This window comes from Marinomonas sp. FW-1 (assembly GCF_005222245.1).
In the GTDB taxonomy this organism is placed as follows: Bacteria; Pseudomonadota; Gammaproteobacteria; order Pseudomonadales; family Marinomonadaceae; genus Marinomonas; species Marinomonas alcarazii.
On the sequence record NZ_CP025987.1, the window covers coordinates 1,726,627 to 1,742,898 of the forward strand.

Below are 16,272 nucleotides of genomic sequence, written 5' to 3' on the forward strand. Positions count from 1 at the left end.
TTAAAAACCCATACAAAACGCTCTTATCTAGAGATAGTACTTATATGGAATTCATCTTTTATCGTTTTGATAAGAGCTAATTAACTACTAAAAGGCTGGTAATTGGATTTTTAGGCGAGTGAATTTACTAATTATGATTAGTAAATAAAGAAAGGCTATGAACGGCTGAATGAAGTTAGGCGAGTAATCGATTATGACTGGATCTTGGTTTTCTATTTAGTTTGTTTGAATTACAGTAATGAGCAATGGATTGTTCCGCGCCAACAACAGCACCGGTTCTTGCGCCAAATTCTGTCGCGATACACAGCCAATTTTCTGAGGATACGTTGAGTCGTTGAAGAATCGGTAACAATGAAGCGTCTATCGCACCTCGTTTATCTTCTCGGATGATTCGCCCAGTCATATCTACCAGCTCAAGGTAATCTGATAACTCAAAAGGTAGACCATCTGGCATATTTTCTCTGGGGTTACCAACAAAAGGATAGAGCAATGTTGGTTGTTTTTGATGTTTAGCTGCAACTACACGCCTTTTAAGGCTAGTGAACTCCGAGGTTTCAGGGTTTTCACTTATTTTTGCTCTCAATGGGTTAAGATCAACGTATGCCATACAAGCCGCTAATGCAGATTCACCTAGCAGAGCCTGAGACTTAAATCGCCCATCCCAGAACCTTCCTGTACATTGGTCTTCAAAATTCGCTTGGCGAGCAATAGGCTCATTCAACTCTTTCATAAACCAGCTAATATCCATAAGACGATTCCTAAAGGTCTCAACCGAGGAATTAACCAAATCCAAAGCATAATCAGGTAATGACTCACCTCGCACGAATTGCTGAGTAAACACGGTGCCTTTATGTAACTTATGCCACCTTTGCAGAACCTCTAACGTAGACCACTTCTCGGCTTTTTCTGCATTGATATGCAACACCACATGCAGATGGTTACTCATTACAGAATAGGCACAAACATCGATAGCAAAGATACTGGCTAAAAATAACAAACGCCTTTCAACCCAGCCACGACGGTGTTCAAAGCTTTCACCAGAGGCAGGATCTTCACCACATAAAAACGCCCTACGAACACAGCGAGAAACACAGTGGTAGTAAGGTGTATCTTGTAAACTAATTTGCTGTCTTCTGGCTCTTGGCATGACGAAACCTCTCTTCCATGAGAAATAAACAACACTGGTTGAATATACAGTATTGTTTTTAGCAGTCAAGTTTGTGTGGGTGTCCTGTTAAATTTTTAAAAAAGGAAGAAGTGCTTGTGCCCTTAATTATTACTTGAACGTCAGCTCCTGATTTTTCCAAAGCATCTATTAAAGGTTGTACGCTAACGTTTGATGGGGACTCTGATCGGGTCTGAAAATCGAAAAAAATGATAGGAAATGGCATGTGCATATGGGGACATCCGAGCTGTGAATATTATAAAAACCAACCACACCCCAAGTAGGGCGTGATTGGGCTTCGTCTTACAATGATTTAGTCGATGGCTTCTGTAGCAACCGATTGTGCTTTTCTGCTTGGTGCAAAAGGAGCAAGTGGGTTCGGTAGTGGGTCGACCATGATAAAGCTGGAAGCAGGGTCAGCAATATTGACCATTTGCAGGTTGTTTTTCAGCTGCAGTCGGTTCAGGCAAGAGTGAGCGAAGTCCTTGGCAAAAATGTTACGCGATTGGAACTTGTCTTTGAACTGAGGGTGTTCTTCCTGATACTCGATGGCAGTGTTGGCAACGAGACGCCAAAACTCGTCTTCAATCATGACGTTGTTTTCTTCTAGGATGTGGCTCATGTGACGGAAATAGCCATCAAACACATCAATAAAGATACCAAGGATTTTGTAGTCTTCAGGCATTTCAATCGCCAAGCGTGCAATGTCATCTGGAATGTCCGTATCTTTGTTTAGGATGGCACTTTCTTCTGCAATGTCTTTCATGATAACGCGAGACGGTACATGATTTTCCATGATCAAAATAAGGTTCTCGCCATGGGGCATGAAAACCAGATCGTAGGCATAGAAACAGTGTAACAAGGGTTGTAGAAAGGCTTTGAGGTACTGTTCTATCCATACGGATGGGTTGAGGTTGGATCGTCTCATTAGCTCAACCAGCAGCGATTGGTCGTTTCTGTCGACATGCAGTAGGGCGGTCATGCTCATCAGGCTTTCACCCTCGTTTAAGCGTGACATTGGGCTTTCACGCCATAGGGCTGAGAGCATTTTCTTCGATGGGCTATCATTTGTGCAGGCTTTCTCGAAGTAATGGTTACGATAGCCCGCTGCAGCAACTTCTCTTAAGATGGTGAAGCCGTAGCGATTGAGTTCTGCATCTTGGTTAATGAGGTCGTCTAAGTAGGCGTTAATTTTTGGCGTGCCTTCCATGTAATAAGGCGATAGCCCACGCATGAAGCCCATATTCAAAATGGAGAGTGATGTTTTCACATAGTGCTTGCTGCTATCCGAAATATTGAAATAGGTCCGGATAGATTGTTGAGCACGGTAGAGATCTTTTGTGGTGCCTAATGACACGATATGTTGGTTGGCAATATCGGCAGCGAAGACAATGTTGATTTTGTTGTACCACTGCCAAGGATGAACTGGCATGAAAATGTAGTCTTGCGGATCCAATCTCAAATCACTTAAGCGTTGTTTGAAGGCAAGGATTTGTTCCGCTCCCAAGTCTTGTTCGATAAGTTGGTTGTAATCCATTTCTGGTACACAGCCATAGACCGCTTTGGCTTTTTTGACGGCAATCCAGACGAGCTGGAAAGCTTGCCCTGTTTCTGGTGCGTACTGACGGAAATCGAAAGCGTTGAAACCTATGCGACCATTATTCGCTACAAAGCCAGGATGCCCTTCCGTCATAGCCGCTTCAATCTGTTGATAATCGGCATCTGCTAATGCTTTGCTGTCGAAAAGTGCATTCACTTCTTTATAGGCTGCTCCATACAGAGTGCTGCTGATTTCATCTAGGTAAATAGGCAATTTATCATCAGGGATCGCCAAGGTATCTTTAAAGTCGATGATGAATTCCAGTGCGTCTAGGGGCATGGGTTGCTGGTTGTCGATGCAGCTGATGCTGGCTTTGTCTAGGCGCCAGTGTCGAAGAGCCATGTGTTTGGCACGGAATTGATAGTATTTGTTGTCGTTGTTGGTGGCTAGTCGATAGTCAGCCCAGCCTCTGGCATCGGGCTCCGTGATGGCCTCTGGTGAAAAGAGCTGTTCATGACTGAATTCGGCAATCGCTTTACAGACAAGGTGGCGGTTTACTTTTTGCCACACATCGGGGGTAAGATGTTCTGCCACATCGATAGCGGCGGTAGGGCTGTTAGGCGTGGTCGGAGAGTGATTTTGTTGAGTCATAGTAGTCTGCTCCTTGCAGTGCTGAATAAGCACCCTAGCTTGCTCGGCATAGGGTGTTGGTTGGTCTGGATTGCGGTTTAATGACGCATAAAAATTTAACGGTAAACAAAAAGCCAGCATGGCGGTCTTATTGCTTAACGTGATGGCGTTGGTGTAGGTAAATCCCACAGCCAAATTAAGTTGGTGGATTTTGTCGTTGTGTATGTCTGGCTCGACGACAATGCGTGTGGATTTACGTTCTTCAAAAAGGAATTGCAGAGTTTTACGCATCCATGCCAAGGTAAAGCCTTTGATGGGTGTTTGGCAGGGCGCTGTAAAAAAGTGCATGCCAACATCGCCTGCTTGTACTGGGTATAGATCCTTTAGCTCGGTCGTATTTGGATCATATACTTCTAGGACAACACTTGGTTGCTGTTGGTGGTAGCCGATGAAGACTTGCAGTTCTTGTTTGGCGATATGCTCTGCGTAAAACTGTCGAGTCTCGTCGACGGTCATGTTCTGCATTCCCCAAAAATGGGCGTAATCCATTTGAAACCAAGGCTGAATGATGTCGATATGTTTATCGAGATCCAGCGGAACAAACGAAAGCTCATGGGCTGTGAGGGTGTGTTCATGATGATTAAACGGCATGAGTAGAATCTCCCGTTGCTGGGTGTTTTCGAGAACCGAACCAGTATTGGTTGATCACAGCGGTGCATAGGAAACCTAGCGCCGCGACAAAGAAGGTTTGTTGCGCTCCTACAAGGCTGACAATGTAGCCAGCGCTAAATGAAGACAGCAGCACGCCAAGGTTTTGGAAAAAATTGGCGACGCTGAAATCGCGGGCGTAGTTATCGGGTGTGCTGATCTGAAAAAGTTTTACCTCCAAATTAACGATGATTTGAAACATTCCCCAGCCAAACAGAAAGCGTCCTATTAGGATGGTCTCTATATGCGGTATGGCCTGTAGTGTTAAGCCAATGGCGCCAAGGGTTAGGTTTATGAAAGGGTGGTTAAGTTTGGGTAATTTTCCTTGGCTAGCGAGTCGATTGGCATAGAGCCCCATCAAAGCCGCTAACGCTGGAATGGCGAAGACCGCCCCTGTAATTCCACGCTGCAAAATGCCCGTTGTGTCTTCCCAATAAGTAGAAAAGAAAGGGCGAATTACATAAGCGCTGAAATCAAACAGCACCATTACCAAGCTGAGCTTTGCTAGATTGGTACCTAATATGTGCGAACGTTTCTTGCGCGGTAGTGTGGCAGAGCCATTTGGCGCTTGATGACTTTCTCCATAGGTATGAGTCACAGTGGGAACGACTTTCTTGGCTTTGATCAAGTAGTAGCACAAGGCCATTTGAAGGAAGTCACCAGCCGCCATTAACAGCACACATTGTTGTGGGCCGAAGCTCTGTAAACTCAAACCACCTAAGGTCGCAGCAAAAATTGCCGTGATGTGTATGATGACCGACAGCAGCCCGACCAGGTGAGAGTGATGCTCCTGTTTTTCTAAGCGCATTAAATAGGGAAACATGAGCAAGTAGCTGGCTTTGGTCAAATACATGAACATACTGAGCACCCAGAATGATTGCACATTGGGTGCAAAGGCACTGGCAATGCCCAAGACTCCAGCAATGCCTTGGGTGACGAGTAATAACGGCATGGTTTCGACCTTTCTGGCGACTTTTGCCCAGAGTGGCAGAGCACACATCACGGCTATGGATATGGCTGCGATATAGCTACCTGCGTGTACTGGGCTGTCTATGCCATATCTCAGCTTAAAAAATTGAGGATAGAAGGCTATCAAAATGGCGTCACTCATGACGCCAAGTCCTGACATAATTAAAATGGTCGTTCGTAGGCTCATGCGTAGGCTTCGCGCTTAATGTAAGAGGGTGAATGCGTGGCTGCTTGAGTCTGTTCTTGCGTCGCTTCACTTATTTCTTCAAAACCACTGTTCGAGTGGGGTTGGTATTGTTGGAAACTGGTAGAAGCTTCTGCTGGGTAATGATCAATGCCTGTCATTGCAAAAATGATTCGGCTGTTTCGATAGCAAGCCATGCCTAGGTCTGGGTTGGTAATGCCATGCCCTTTAAGCCCTGCGTTCTGAATAAATACTTCCCCTTTGTTTTTATCAACGGACCAGTTCCGGTTTGGTAAATAGCTGCCATCTTCGTGCCATTGTAGGCGGTCACGAATACCTCCAATAAAGTCTGGCAACACAGGTTTGTAGCCGGTTGCGAAAATGACAGCATCGGTTTTATGAAGATATTCGACGTGTGTTTGTGTGTGTTTGAAGTGCAGGTGGTATTGTTGCGATTGCGTATCAAAATGGATGTCCACAATTTCCATGCAGGGCAGCAGTTGTGCTTGGCAATGTTGGTAGCGGTGGTTTTCATCCAGCGCATCGTATATGTCGTTGATGAGTTTTTGGTTAATGCCTTTGTACAGGTGTTGGTGGTCTTTCAGAATATCCGTTTTGACGTCTTCATTTAGACCAAAGAAGTATTCGGCGTAATCTGGTGTCAGAATTTCTAGAGCGAACTTAGCGGTTTCCATTTGGAAGTAGCGGGCAGGTCGCGTTACCCAATTGAGTTTATAATCATGGTCTTTGCTGGACGTAAGTAGATCATAGAAAATTTCGGCACCGCTTTGACCACTGCCAATAACGGTGATTTCTTTGCATTCTTGCAACGGCTTTTTGTGTTTCAGGTATTGCCCTGAATGAATAAGCGAAGTGTTCGGTTGGTGCGCCAATATTTGTGCTTTATCTGCAATGCTGCTGGGGAATTGAGGATGGCTGCCTACGCCAATAAGCAATTTTTTGGTAAGGACACAGAAGGTTTCTTGTTGTCCGTGTGTATTTGTCCGCACACCTGAAACACGGTAGAGACCTTCCTCTTCCTCGTAGCGAATATCCATCACCTTGTGACCAAAATCGATATTGTCTAGTTGTTGAATCACCCACTGACAATATTCGTTGAAATCAGCACGCCCTAGGTAAAAGTTTTCTCGGATGTAAAGTTGGTAGAGTCGGCCTTTTTGTTTGCAGAAATTGAGATAGGTGAAAGGGCTGGTTGGGTCTGCCATAGAGACTAAATCACCAAGGAAAGGATTTTGCAGTGTTGCTCCCTCAATCAGCATGCCCGGATGCCAACAGAATGCATTGGCCTGTTCAAAAATTCGTCCCTTTAGATCGTCCAGCGGAGCAGCCATACAGGCAAAGCCGAGGTTAAATGGGCCCAAACCAATACCAATGTAATCGTATTGAATCGTTTGCTGATCATTGTCTGTGTGCATTTTCATGATGTGGACTCTCCCTTGAGAATAGTTGAAAATTAAGTTAACGATAATCATTATCAATTAAGAAATATGCTAGAACACATTTTTATGACTTGTACAGCACCTTTACAAAAAATAGTAATGATGTTGATTCTCATTTATATTTAATGTTAAAACACGCCCCTTAGTTTGTAATTTCGTTTTTTTAGAGTCAGAAACTTAAAAGGAGTCAGTTTGTGAAACGTCAACATCAGCGCATTTTCGCTTTAACGGTTGTCGCAGCGGCTGTTAGCATGACAGCAAGAGCAGAAGGCAATCCCCAAGAAACTCAGACAACAACGTCTAATCGCAGTGAAGAAACTGTGCTACCAATGTTGCCCGTTTATGGCGAGCCGGAGGAAACCAAATCGGCGACCAAGCTGGATTTAACGGTTTTTGAAACACCACAAACCGTGTCTGTGGTGTCTGAAGATCAGATGAATGACTTTGACCTAAAAGAAGTAAATTCAGTTCTGAAATACACACCGGGAGTTACGGTAGAAAAGACGGAAACAGATCGTGTGTATTACACGGCACGTGGCTTTGATATTGTTAACTTTCAGCAAGATGGCGTTGGTGTTCCTTTTGCCTTTGGTTTGAATCGCGGTGCTGACAATACCGCTATGTATGAAAAAATTGAGGTGGTGAAAGGGGCAAACGGTTTAATTACTGGTTTGGCTAACCCTTCAGCAACGGTTAACTATGTGTTGAAACGACCAACGGACGAGCCTCAGGCATCGGTATCGGCCGCTGCGGGAAGTTGGAATCAACGACGTTTAGAGGCGGATGTATCGGGTCCATTGTCAGGCGACAAAGTGAAAGGACGCTTGGTGGTAACTAAGCAGCAAGGGGATTCTTACCTGGATCGTTACGAAAAGGATTTGTCTGGTATTTATGGAATTCTAGAAGCGGACTTCACGGATCGAACCCGTGCCAGTGTGGGTTTGAGCATTAATGACAGTAATAATGATGGTGTTCTGTATGGTGCACTTCCTTTGTTTTACAGCAATGGTTCAGTAACCAATTATGATCGTTCAACCAGCACTGCGCCAGATTGGGCTTATATGGATGTTCGCAAGACTCGTACTTTTTTTGAGTTGCAACATGATGTGACAGACAATTGGCAAGCCAATATCCATTACAGCCACAACGTGGAAGATACTGAGTGGGAGTTATTATATTTAGCTGGCTCTCCTGACCCAGAGACTCAGCAGGGTTTAAATGGAACAGCGTCTTATTACGAAAGTAAGGTGAAAGAAGACATTGTTGATTTGTATGTGAATGGTACGTTTGAAGGTTGGGGGCAGGAGCATGAAATTGTGGCTGGTGTTAACGTCTCGGATGTTTCTTTAAAAGGTCATTCTGTTTATGCCTCTTCACTGCGTAATACGGCAGTTGGTGGCGATTGGATGAAGGGTATAGCTCGTCCTGAATTTGACACCTACAACCCATCAACAGATTCAACCGACATTGATAAAAAACAGCGTTCTTATTATGTTTCAACACGTTTAAAAGCATCAGATGACTTAGCTTTTTTATTGGGCGCGAGAGCCATTAAGTTGGATCAGAAAGGTGTCAATTATAGTGTGCGTCAAGAAACGTCTGAAACCGAGACGGTTCCTTATATTGGTGCAACCTATGAGGCTGCGGTAGGAACTATGTTGTATGCCAGCTATAGCAAAGTATTTAACCCTCAGGTGTGGGTCGACTCAGACTTTAAACCATTAGGTGCTGCTAAAGGTGTCAGTCGAGAAGTGGGTATCAAACAAGAGTTGAATGATAGTGGTGCGATATTAACATTGGCAAGGTTTGAGTCAGAGCTTAACAATCTTGGTGAGTACGCATCTTATGACTCTGGAACAAATACCAATATTTATCGTGGTATTGATATAGAAAGTGAGGGGTATGAGGTTGAGCTGTCTGGCGAAGTATCAGAAGGGCTTAATATGAGTGCAGGTTATACCGATCTAAGTATCAAGGATAAAGATGGTAAAGACACGCGCACTCATATTCCAACAAAACAGTTTAAATTGGCGGCTGCCTATCAATTGTCAGGCATCGATGGCTTGCGTGTTGGTGGCGGGCTGAATTGGCAAAATGACATCTACTACAACAACACAAAAGTGCAAGGGGAGTACATGTTAGTTGATGTGTTTGCCAGCTATGAGCCAACCGATCATCTAACGTTGGCATTGAACCTAAACAATATTACTAACGAGAAGTACCGTGAAAGTGTGCAAAACGGTCAGTCTTACTATGGCCCAGGCCGTAATGTAATGGCGTCTGTTACTTGGCGTTACTGATTCATGACGTCTCAACAAAGGGGTTGTTATAGCACTTTGTTGTTAATGATTTTCATTTCTATTATTATGATCGAAATTTTTGTTGGGATGGATTCATGAATAGTTCGACAAGAGTGTCGCTGCCATCTAGGTTGGTAGCGACACAACTTGAGGTCGGTTATGGCGATAGACGCGTTCTAAATCAGGTTGATTTTGCCGTGCCAAACGGTCAGCTAACAATTTTGGTCGGGCCAAATGGGTGTGGCAAATCAACTTTGTTAAAGAGTTTGGCACGCATTTTAACCCCTAGCGGGGGCGTGGTGTGTTTGGATGGTCAGGATATTCATCAAAGCCGTACACGAGATGTGGCGAAAAAGTTGGCGTTGTTGCCACAAGATCCTGTCGCGCCAGAGGGAATGACGGTTCGCGAGGTAGTTGCTCAAGGACGCTTTCCGCATCAAAGAATTCTTCAACAGTGGTCAAGAGAAGACGAGCGTGCTGTAGAAGAGGCTATGAGTGTTGCTCAGGTGAATGATTTCGCCCACCGTTCCATTGGCGAATTGTCGGGAGGGCAAAGGCAGCGTTGTTGGATTGCTATGGTATTGGCGCAAGAAACGGATTTGATTTTGCTGGATGAGCCAACCACGTTTTTGGATCTGAAAATTCAAGTGGATGTGATGAATTTGTTGGCTCGTTTAGCCCACGAAAAGCAGCGAACGTTAGTGGTGGTGTTGCATGAGTTAAATTTGGCGGCCGCCTATGCCGATTATTTGGTGATGATGCGTGATGGCGCCGTGTTACATCAGGGTACGCCGGAGGAGATTTTTAGTCCCGATAATCTTTATCAAGTATTTGGCTTGGATGCACAGGTTATTCGTGATCCCCATTCTGATCGTTTGATTTGTGTCCCTACCTTGCCTGATCTAGCTGTGTCTCGGTCTGCGAAATTGGCGGTTGTATGATACGACGGATTCACTCTGCTCATGTCCAGAATCATTATTCAATCAATGCAGTGCTTCGTCATTTACTGACTTTGGCAACGGTATTGGCTGTACTTATCTTTATGTTTACTTGGCATGTTTCGGTTGGCGCCAAGTCTTTGCCACTGGATGCTGTATTTCAAGCTCTGTTTGATGGGCAAGCTGTCACGATGACCCATGTCATAGTATGGGATCTGAGAATGCCGAGAGCACTGACTGCGGCTTTAGTGGGCGGCGGTTTAGGCGTAGCTGGGGCTATGTTGCAAGGGGTCAGTCGTAACCCTTTAGCAGAACCAAGTTTGCTCGGGTTGATGGCTGGGGCGTCTTTTGCTGTTGTAATGGCGGTAAATACCTTCCATTTTTCCGATGTTTTTTGGTTGCCATGGGTGGCCGCAGTAGGGGCATTGATCGCCGCAGTGGTGGTTTGGTTGATTGCTCAACTGGCCCCCGGTGGACTTAATTCGTTGAATCTCATTCTTGCTGGTTCTGCTGTTACCGCCTTTTTAGCGTCATTAGTATCTGTCGTTCTTATTTTAAATCAGGAAACTTTTGAGCAGTTGCGCGTGTGGTTGTCTGGTTCCTTATCTGGCCAAAAAACTAACGAACTTAAAGTGGCTATGCCGTTGATGATGGTTGCTTTTCTGTTTGCGCTTTATCTATCTAGTAAGGTAACGGTCTTGGCGATGGGTGATGAGGTAGCGCTTGGTCTTGGTTTAAAGACGGGGTGGCTTAAAGTGCAGGTATTGATTTGTGTTGTCGTTTTAACGGCTTGTTCTGTTGCGCTAGCCGGTCCAATTGGTTTTGTCGGTTTAGTCATTCCACATGTGGTTCGATTGTTTGTTGGTGTGGATTATCGGTGGGTCATTCCTTATTCCGCTTTGGTTGGAGCTTGCTATTTACTATTGGTGGACATTATTGCTCGTCTTGCTTTAAGGCCAGAGGAGGTCTCTACCGGCATAGTGACTGCGCTTTTTGGGGCGCCATTATTTGTTTATCTAGTAAGAGCGAGGGCGCGCTGAAATGTCGAATGGAAACCTACCTAAAACTAATGATTTAGTTATTCGGCTATTTAATGAGCGCTTGTCATTACAGGTCTCAAAAAGTGCCTTATTTGTCTTTTTTATGTTGGTTGTATCCAACGTGATTCTTATGGCTCTTAGTCTCACTCAAGGGGCATACGATATGGCGTTGTCTGATGTATGGGAAATGCTAGTTTCGCCATTCTCATCTAGCCAAATGACAGTTATTGTGTGGGAGTTTCGTATTCCTCGTATCCTTGTAGCGGCTTTAGTTGGGTCTATGTTGGCGCTCTCGGGTGCTTTACTGCAAGGTGTGACACGTAATGGTTTGGCTGATCCAGCATTAATTGGCATTTCTCAAGGGGCTGGGCTGGCTGTTGTTGCGATTAGTATTCTGTATCCCCAAGAAGCATCTGTTTGGCGTCCTTGGGTTGCATTGCTTGGCGCGATATTGGTAGCTGGGGTCATTCAGTTTTTGAGTTGGGGTGAGAAGAATGGAGGCACTATCCGATTTATTTTAATCGGGATTGGGCTTGCTGCTTTTATCAGTTCCATCACCTCGGTGCTGATGACCTATGGACAGATTGATCGTGCAATGTCTGCATTAACTTGGTTAAGCGGAAGTTTGAACCTGGCAAGTTGGGAGCATGTACGCATCTTACTGTTGGCTGTTGTCGTCTTGCTTCCTATCACTTTGATCCTCAGTCGCTCTTTTTCAACCCTGCAAATGGGAGAGTCTACAGCGATTGGGCTTGGTGTTTCGACAAGCGTTTTACGTACTCTATTGATGATACTTGCTGTCGGTTTTGCCGCGTTGGCAACAGCATCGGTTGGCCCACTTGGTTTTGTCGGGCTTATTGCGCCACATGTTGCTCGTCGGGTGGCACACAGTGGTGTTGGTATGCATTTGTTAATCAGTGCAGCTGTCGGGGCCTTCATAGTTACGTTGGCTGATATGTTGGGGCGAAATGCGTTTGCTCCCACTCAAATTTCAGCGGGTTTAGTGACTTCGATAATTGGCGTGCCTTTTTTCGTTATGTTGCTCTTACGCGCTAGAGTGAAAGCTTAATACTAATTTTTAACCATTGTCTAATGGATGAGAAATGATCATGAATAAACTGATTTTAACATGTTGTTCAGTCCTTTTGATGGGAACATTATCACTGACTGTTAATGCGAAAGAAACCAATTATCCTTTGACCGTCCAACACAAGTATGGAGCCTCTGTTGTTCCAAATAAACCTAAGCGAGTTGTCACCTTAGATTGGGCTGGAGCTGATAACGTATTAGCTTTGGGTTATCAGCCTTTAACTTCGAGATATTGGTTTGGTGATTATAAAGATGGTATTTGGCCTTGGGCTCGGACTTTATTAACTTCTGCACCAGAAGTCATTAATGGGGAAATAAACTATGAGCAAATTGCGGCAACCAATCCTGATGTGATTATGGCAGTACGTTCTGGTATTAGTCGTCAGGATTATCAGCAATTGAGTAAAATAGCGCCCGTGATTGCCACTCCAGTAGGTGAAGGCGATTATACAATGCCTTGGGATAAGCGTGCTCGTTTGTTGGCTCAGGTTTTAGATAAAAATACTCAAGCACAAAGGCTGATTACAACGATAGAAGCACAAATGTCGGCTGTTAAAAAAGCGCACCCTGATTGGGCTGGCAAAACGTTCGCGATGGCAACCTATTGGAACGGTAGCGTAGGTGTGTATTCTGGTGATGATATGACGGTCAATTTTATTTCTAAAATGGGTTTGACTCTTTCGCCTGATGTGGCGGATTTGACCAGAAAAGGGGAGTTTTATATGACCTTATCTGAAGAAGAATTAGGGGTAATCGATGCGGATGTACTTTTTTGGTATGTTACTGGGGATAATAAAAAACAAATAGAATCATTAGCCTTGCGTCCTTATATGCGGGCTTTTAAGGAAGGGCGAGAAATTATGTTGCCGCCTGATTCTTTAGTAAATGGCGCTTTGTCTTATAGCTCCTTATTGAGTCTTCCTATTGCTATCAATCAAATTGTGCCTTTGATAGAGCAGGCTATTGATGGTGATGTCAACACGGTTGTTCCTTTAGCGAAATAAAAGAGAGACGTTGATTTCCAATGTTATTTAAGCTGGAATCAGGTATTCATGTCATGCTAACGGAAGCTCTTAACACTTACTCGCCCATATCGCAGTCACAAACTCAGGGTGATCGATAAAAGGATTTCGATTACCTTGTAGCTCCTGTACTCGGTCGTTGCGGCGTTTCTCAAAGTCGCTGACAGGGAATTCATCGTTCCACGCAACAAGCGTACATAGGTCGCCTATAGTCGGCTCTCCGCTTTGCTTCTGGTTGCCTTTTACGATGCGTAGGTCTGGCATGTTTTCAGGTGATGTGTTGTCGCCAATTTCGTAGCGGGCGGCCATGTAGAAGACCATGCGGGCGATTTGGCCTTTGGCACGGTCGGTTGGTTCGAAGGATTCGTTGGCTTTGTCTACATAGGTGCCACTGAAGACTTTGCTGCCATCACTTAAAGTGTCGTAGAAAGGGTCGCCGCCTTTGCCGTAACCGTAGTTGCTGTGCGCGCCGTTTATATTACGGTCGGCAGGGCGCAAGTGGTGCAAGTCTGTATAACCGTCTTGGCTTTGTTTTTTGAAACCGCGAGATTTGGGCCATACGTGCTCACGGTCCCAAGAATCGTTATTGGATTTGCCTCTATTTGCTTGGTCAATCCGTCTTACATCATCAAGGTAGAGCATCTGTACTAAGCCACATTTTGGCGCGTCATTTGGGCACGCTGAGTCTGTGTAAACTAAGGCTTCCCATACATCGATGTTCACACCATCGTACCAATCGGTATTGCCGCTTTGTGTGTATTTAAGCGGCTTCTGACCGTCTATTATGGAATGCAGTTTGGCTTTCAATGCATCGCCAGTTAAGCCTTCTGTTCCATCGTAATAACCCGCTGAGGCAAAAGTTGACAAGAAGAGTACAAATACAAAAAGGCAGCGACGCATGACACATTTCCTGAGGACTAACAAAGGCTGGATTGTAGGGGCGTTTGCTGTCAGTAATGCGTTTGGATTTGCAACGATTTGTGAGTAAGTGTATGAGTTCTATGGGTTTTGTGTGATGCCGTTGTTTTTGGCTGTTGTCTTAGGCTGGTTACTGCGAATGTCCAGTAAATATGCAAGCTGGTTGTTTGGGGTTTTTTCCTAGGCTTACGCCACTATAGTTATTAGTAACATCTTATAAGGTTATGGCTGTTTAAAAGCGAGTTCATTTTCCTTGGAAATTCAAAGGAGGCACATTATGAGTAAGACACTAATAATTGGCGCGAGTGGTCAAATAGGTAAGTTGATTACGAAAACGCTTATAGAGACACAAGAAGATGCTCGTGCTTTGGTGCGAGATAAAAGCAAGCTGGATGATCTTAAAGACAGTGAGCTGGAGATTTTCGAAGCAGACCTTGAGAAAGATTTTAGCCGCGCATTTGATGGCATCGATAACGTGATTTTCGTCGCAGGGTCTGGTGCTTCAACTGGGCCAGATAAAACTTTGCTGATCGATCTCTGGGCAGCTAAAAAATCGGTCGATTATGCTCAAAAAGCCAATATTAAAAAGTTCATTATGGTCAGTTCTATTGGTGCGGACGACCCAGATGCCATAGAGTCTGATATCAAGCCCTACTTGGTCGCCAAACACTTGGCAGATCAATATTTGATGGCATCAGGTGTGCCTTATATTATTGTTCGTCCCGGGCCGCTAACGAACGATGCAGGCGAAGGCAAAATCACGATTAAGCGTCCAAGCAGTCGAGAGGAAATGGCCATTCCGCGAGCCGATGTGGCTAAGTCGGTTGTCTTTCTTTTAAGTAAAGAGGATTTAAACGATAAGATATTCGAATTATTTGGCGGCACTTATGATGTCGATAATGTGCTTGTTTAGATAACCGAGTTTAGCCATTTGGCTAAATGAAATAGCCACAAAATTGTTTGAAGCCGATGAAAGCGAGTAAATGCTTTTCATCGGCTTTAAATCCTTTCACCAGCAAAACCCCCTTCCGTTACTACGCTCATTATGGTGCTTGTGAAAGGGGAGTGTGTGGGAGTTAAATCCGTAAAAATCCACCGAAAGTTGGTTATTCAATGTTTTTATAACAATTGAATGCGTCATTCGGTGGGTTTTCTTGTGTTGTTGCTAGCTGGTTAAGCAACAGGGTTAAACAGAAGTCGCACCGCCGCCGCCATCGATACGATAGTAAGAGCCCGTGATAAAGGACGCTTCATCAGAGGCTAGGAAATACATTAAGTTGGCTATTTCATCAGCTGTTGCGTAGCGCTTTAATGGTACGGCTGCTTCGAAGGCTTCTCTCGCTTCTTTTTCATGGCCTTTCGCTGAGTTTGTTTCAATGGAGCGCATCATCGCCGTATCTACGCCAGAAGGCGCCACGGCATTAACTCGAATATTATAAGGCGCAGCTTCAAGTGCAGCGGTTTTGCTTAAACCGATTAACGCGTGCTTTGATGCGACATAGGCACTCATGCCTGGTGCGCCTAATAAGCCACCGTTTGATGCAGTATTCACAATGACGCCACTTTTTTGCTCTATCATGGTTTTCATTACATGTTTGAGGCCAAGGAAGGCTCCAATCAAGTTTACGTCCATTACTTTTTTGTAGTTTTCGACGGTCTGATCAACAATGTTCGCGAAATCACCATTAATGCCTGCGTTGTTTACAAATACATCAATCTTGCCAAATTCATCCAATGTTTTTTGTACGTAATTCTCGACGTCTTCTTCGTTAGACACATCTGCGCCTATCAGGAGTACCTTGCCATCGATTTCTGCAGAGACTTTTTCTAAGGCTTCTTTTGATAAGTCAACTAATGCGAGGTGCGCTCCAGAGGCAGCGAACTTTTTTGCTGCTGCAATGCCAATGCCACCTGCGGCACCTGTTATGAGGACGACTTTATTTTCAAAACTCATAAACTTCTCCTATTAAAACTAGAATGTATTTATGTGGAAATAGCTTTTTCTACATGTTTGTAGAAATTAACCATAACGAAATTGTTCTAAAGTTGTGTGGTTTAAATAAGTAAAGAATCTGCAAAAATCGCTTTTATTGACTTCTCTATAGCAAGTTTTATTGGGTGTCAGGAACAGGTGTTTGGTAATAGGATTTGGGTGGTGTTTTGTGTCGTTATAGGGAAGTCTGTTGATTTCTACAAGCCACTGTTTAGTAATGTGTAGGGTGAGAGATGTTCTTTTGGCATTTAGATGAAACCATTTTGTCGTGTTGCTCAGTGTCGTCACATTAAGAAAATTACTTACGACTCTAATT

At 44.4% G+C, this 16,272-nt stretch carries 12 protein-coding genes; 6 read left to right on the top strand and 6 right to left on the bottom strand.

Features of this window, described 5'->3' with window-relative positions; genetic code table 11:
- Positions 1-175 precede the first annotated feature (175 nt).
- The 4 genes from C1X04_RS08045 to C1X04_RS08060 form a co-directional block, all read right to left on the bottom strand.
- The gene (locus C1X04_RS08045; RefSeq protein ID WP_137169612.1) at positions 176-1,147 is read right to left on the bottom strand and encodes a transposase; all 972 of its coding nucleotides are present in this window, start codon (positions 1,145-1,147) and stop codon (positions 176-178) included.
- A 331-nt stretch (positions 1,148-1,478) separates the two neighbouring features.
- Entirely contained in the window at positions 1,479-3,986 is a 2,508-nt protein-coding gene (locus C1X04_RS08050) for a GNAT family N-acetyltransferase (protein WP_137169613.1), read from the bottom strand.
- Positions 3,976-5,199 (bottom strand): MFS transporter, encoded by a 1,224-nt coding sequence (locus C1X04_RS08055; protein ID WP_137169614.1) that lies wholly within the window; start codon positions 5,197-5,199, stop codon positions 3,976-3,978. Before C1X04_RS08055 ends, C1X04_RS08050 begins: the two co-directional genes overlap by 11 nt.
- Positions 5,196-6,638, bottom strand: a complete 1,443-nt coding sequence (locus C1X04_RS08060) for a lysine N(6)-hydroxylase/L-ornithine N(5)-oxygenase family protein (RefSeq protein ID WP_175404912.1) — start codon at positions 6,636-6,638, stop codon at positions 5,196-5,198. Before C1X04_RS08060 ends, C1X04_RS08055 begins: the two co-directional genes overlap by 4 nt.
- Positions 6,639-6,850: 212 nt before the next feature.
- On the opposite strand from C1X04_RS08060, the gene C1X04_RS08065 reads away from it, so the two are divergent.
- The 5 genes from C1X04_RS08065 (at position 6,851) to C1X04_RS08085 (ending at position 13,027) form a co-directional block, all read left to right on the top strand.
- Positions 6,851-8,956, top strand: coding sequence for a TonB-dependent siderophore receptor (locus tag C1X04_RS08065; RefSeq protein ID WP_137169616.1), 2,106 nt, complete (start codon positions 6,851-6,853; stop codon positions 8,954-8,956).
- Between the two features lie 95 nt (positions 8,957-9,051).
- Positions 9,052-9,897 carry an ABC transporter ATP-binding protein gene (locus C1X04_RS08070; RefSeq protein ID WP_110572088.1) on the top strand — a complete coding sequence of 282 codons (846 nt, stop codon included), beginning with the start codon at positions 9,052-9,054 and terminating at the stop codon, positions 9,895-9,897.
- On the top strand, positions 9,894-10,934 hold the full coding sequence (locus C1X04_RS08075; RefSeq protein ID WP_110572090.1) for an iron ABC transporter permease: 1,041 nt from the start codon (positions 9,894-9,896) through the stop codon (positions 10,932-10,934). The genes C1X04_RS08070 and C1X04_RS08075 overlap by 4 nt, the downstream gene beginning before the upstream one ends.
- Before the next feature lies 1 nt (position 10,935).
- On the top strand, positions 10,936-12,003 hold the full coding sequence (locus C1X04_RS08080) for an iron ABC transporter permease (protein ID WP_137169617.1): 1,068 nt from the start codon (positions 10,936-10,938) through the stop codon (positions 12,001-12,003).
- 40 nt (positions 12,004-12,043) lie between these two features.
- Positions 12,044-13,027: an iron-siderophore ABC transporter substrate-binding protein gene (locus C1X04_RS08085; RefSeq protein ID WP_175404913.1), complete on the top strand. Its 984-nt coding sequence runs from the start codon at positions 12,044-12,046 to the stop codon at positions 13,025-13,027.
- Between the two features lie 69 nt (positions 13,028-13,096).
- On the opposite strand, the gene C1X04_RS08090 is transcribed toward C1X04_RS08085, so the two are convergent.
- Positions 13,097-13,945 (bottom strand): endonuclease I family protein, encoded by an 849-nt coding sequence (locus tag C1X04_RS08090; RefSeq protein WP_137169619.1) that lies wholly within the window; start codon positions 13,943-13,945, stop codon positions 13,097-13,099.
- A 295-nt stretch (positions 13,946-14,240) separates the two neighbouring features.
- Here C1X04_RS08090 and C1X04_RS08095 point away from each other — a divergent pair, with 295 nt between their 5' ends.
- The gene (locus tag C1X04_RS08095; RefSeq protein WP_137169620.1) at positions 14,241-14,876 is read left to right on the top strand and encodes an SDR family oxidoreductase; all 636 of its coding nucleotides are present in this window, start codon (positions 14,241-14,243) and stop codon (positions 14,874-14,876) included.
- Positions 14,877-15,149: 273 nt separating this feature from the next.
- On the opposite strand, the gene C1X04_RS08100 is transcribed toward C1X04_RS08095, so the two are convergent.
- Positions 15,150-15,917: an SDR family NAD(P)-dependent oxidoreductase gene (locus tag C1X04_RS08100; RefSeq protein ID WP_137169621.1), complete on the bottom strand. Its 768-nt coding sequence runs from the start codon at positions 15,915-15,917 to the stop codon at positions 15,150-15,152.
- Positions 15,918-16,272 lie beyond the last annotated feature (355 nt).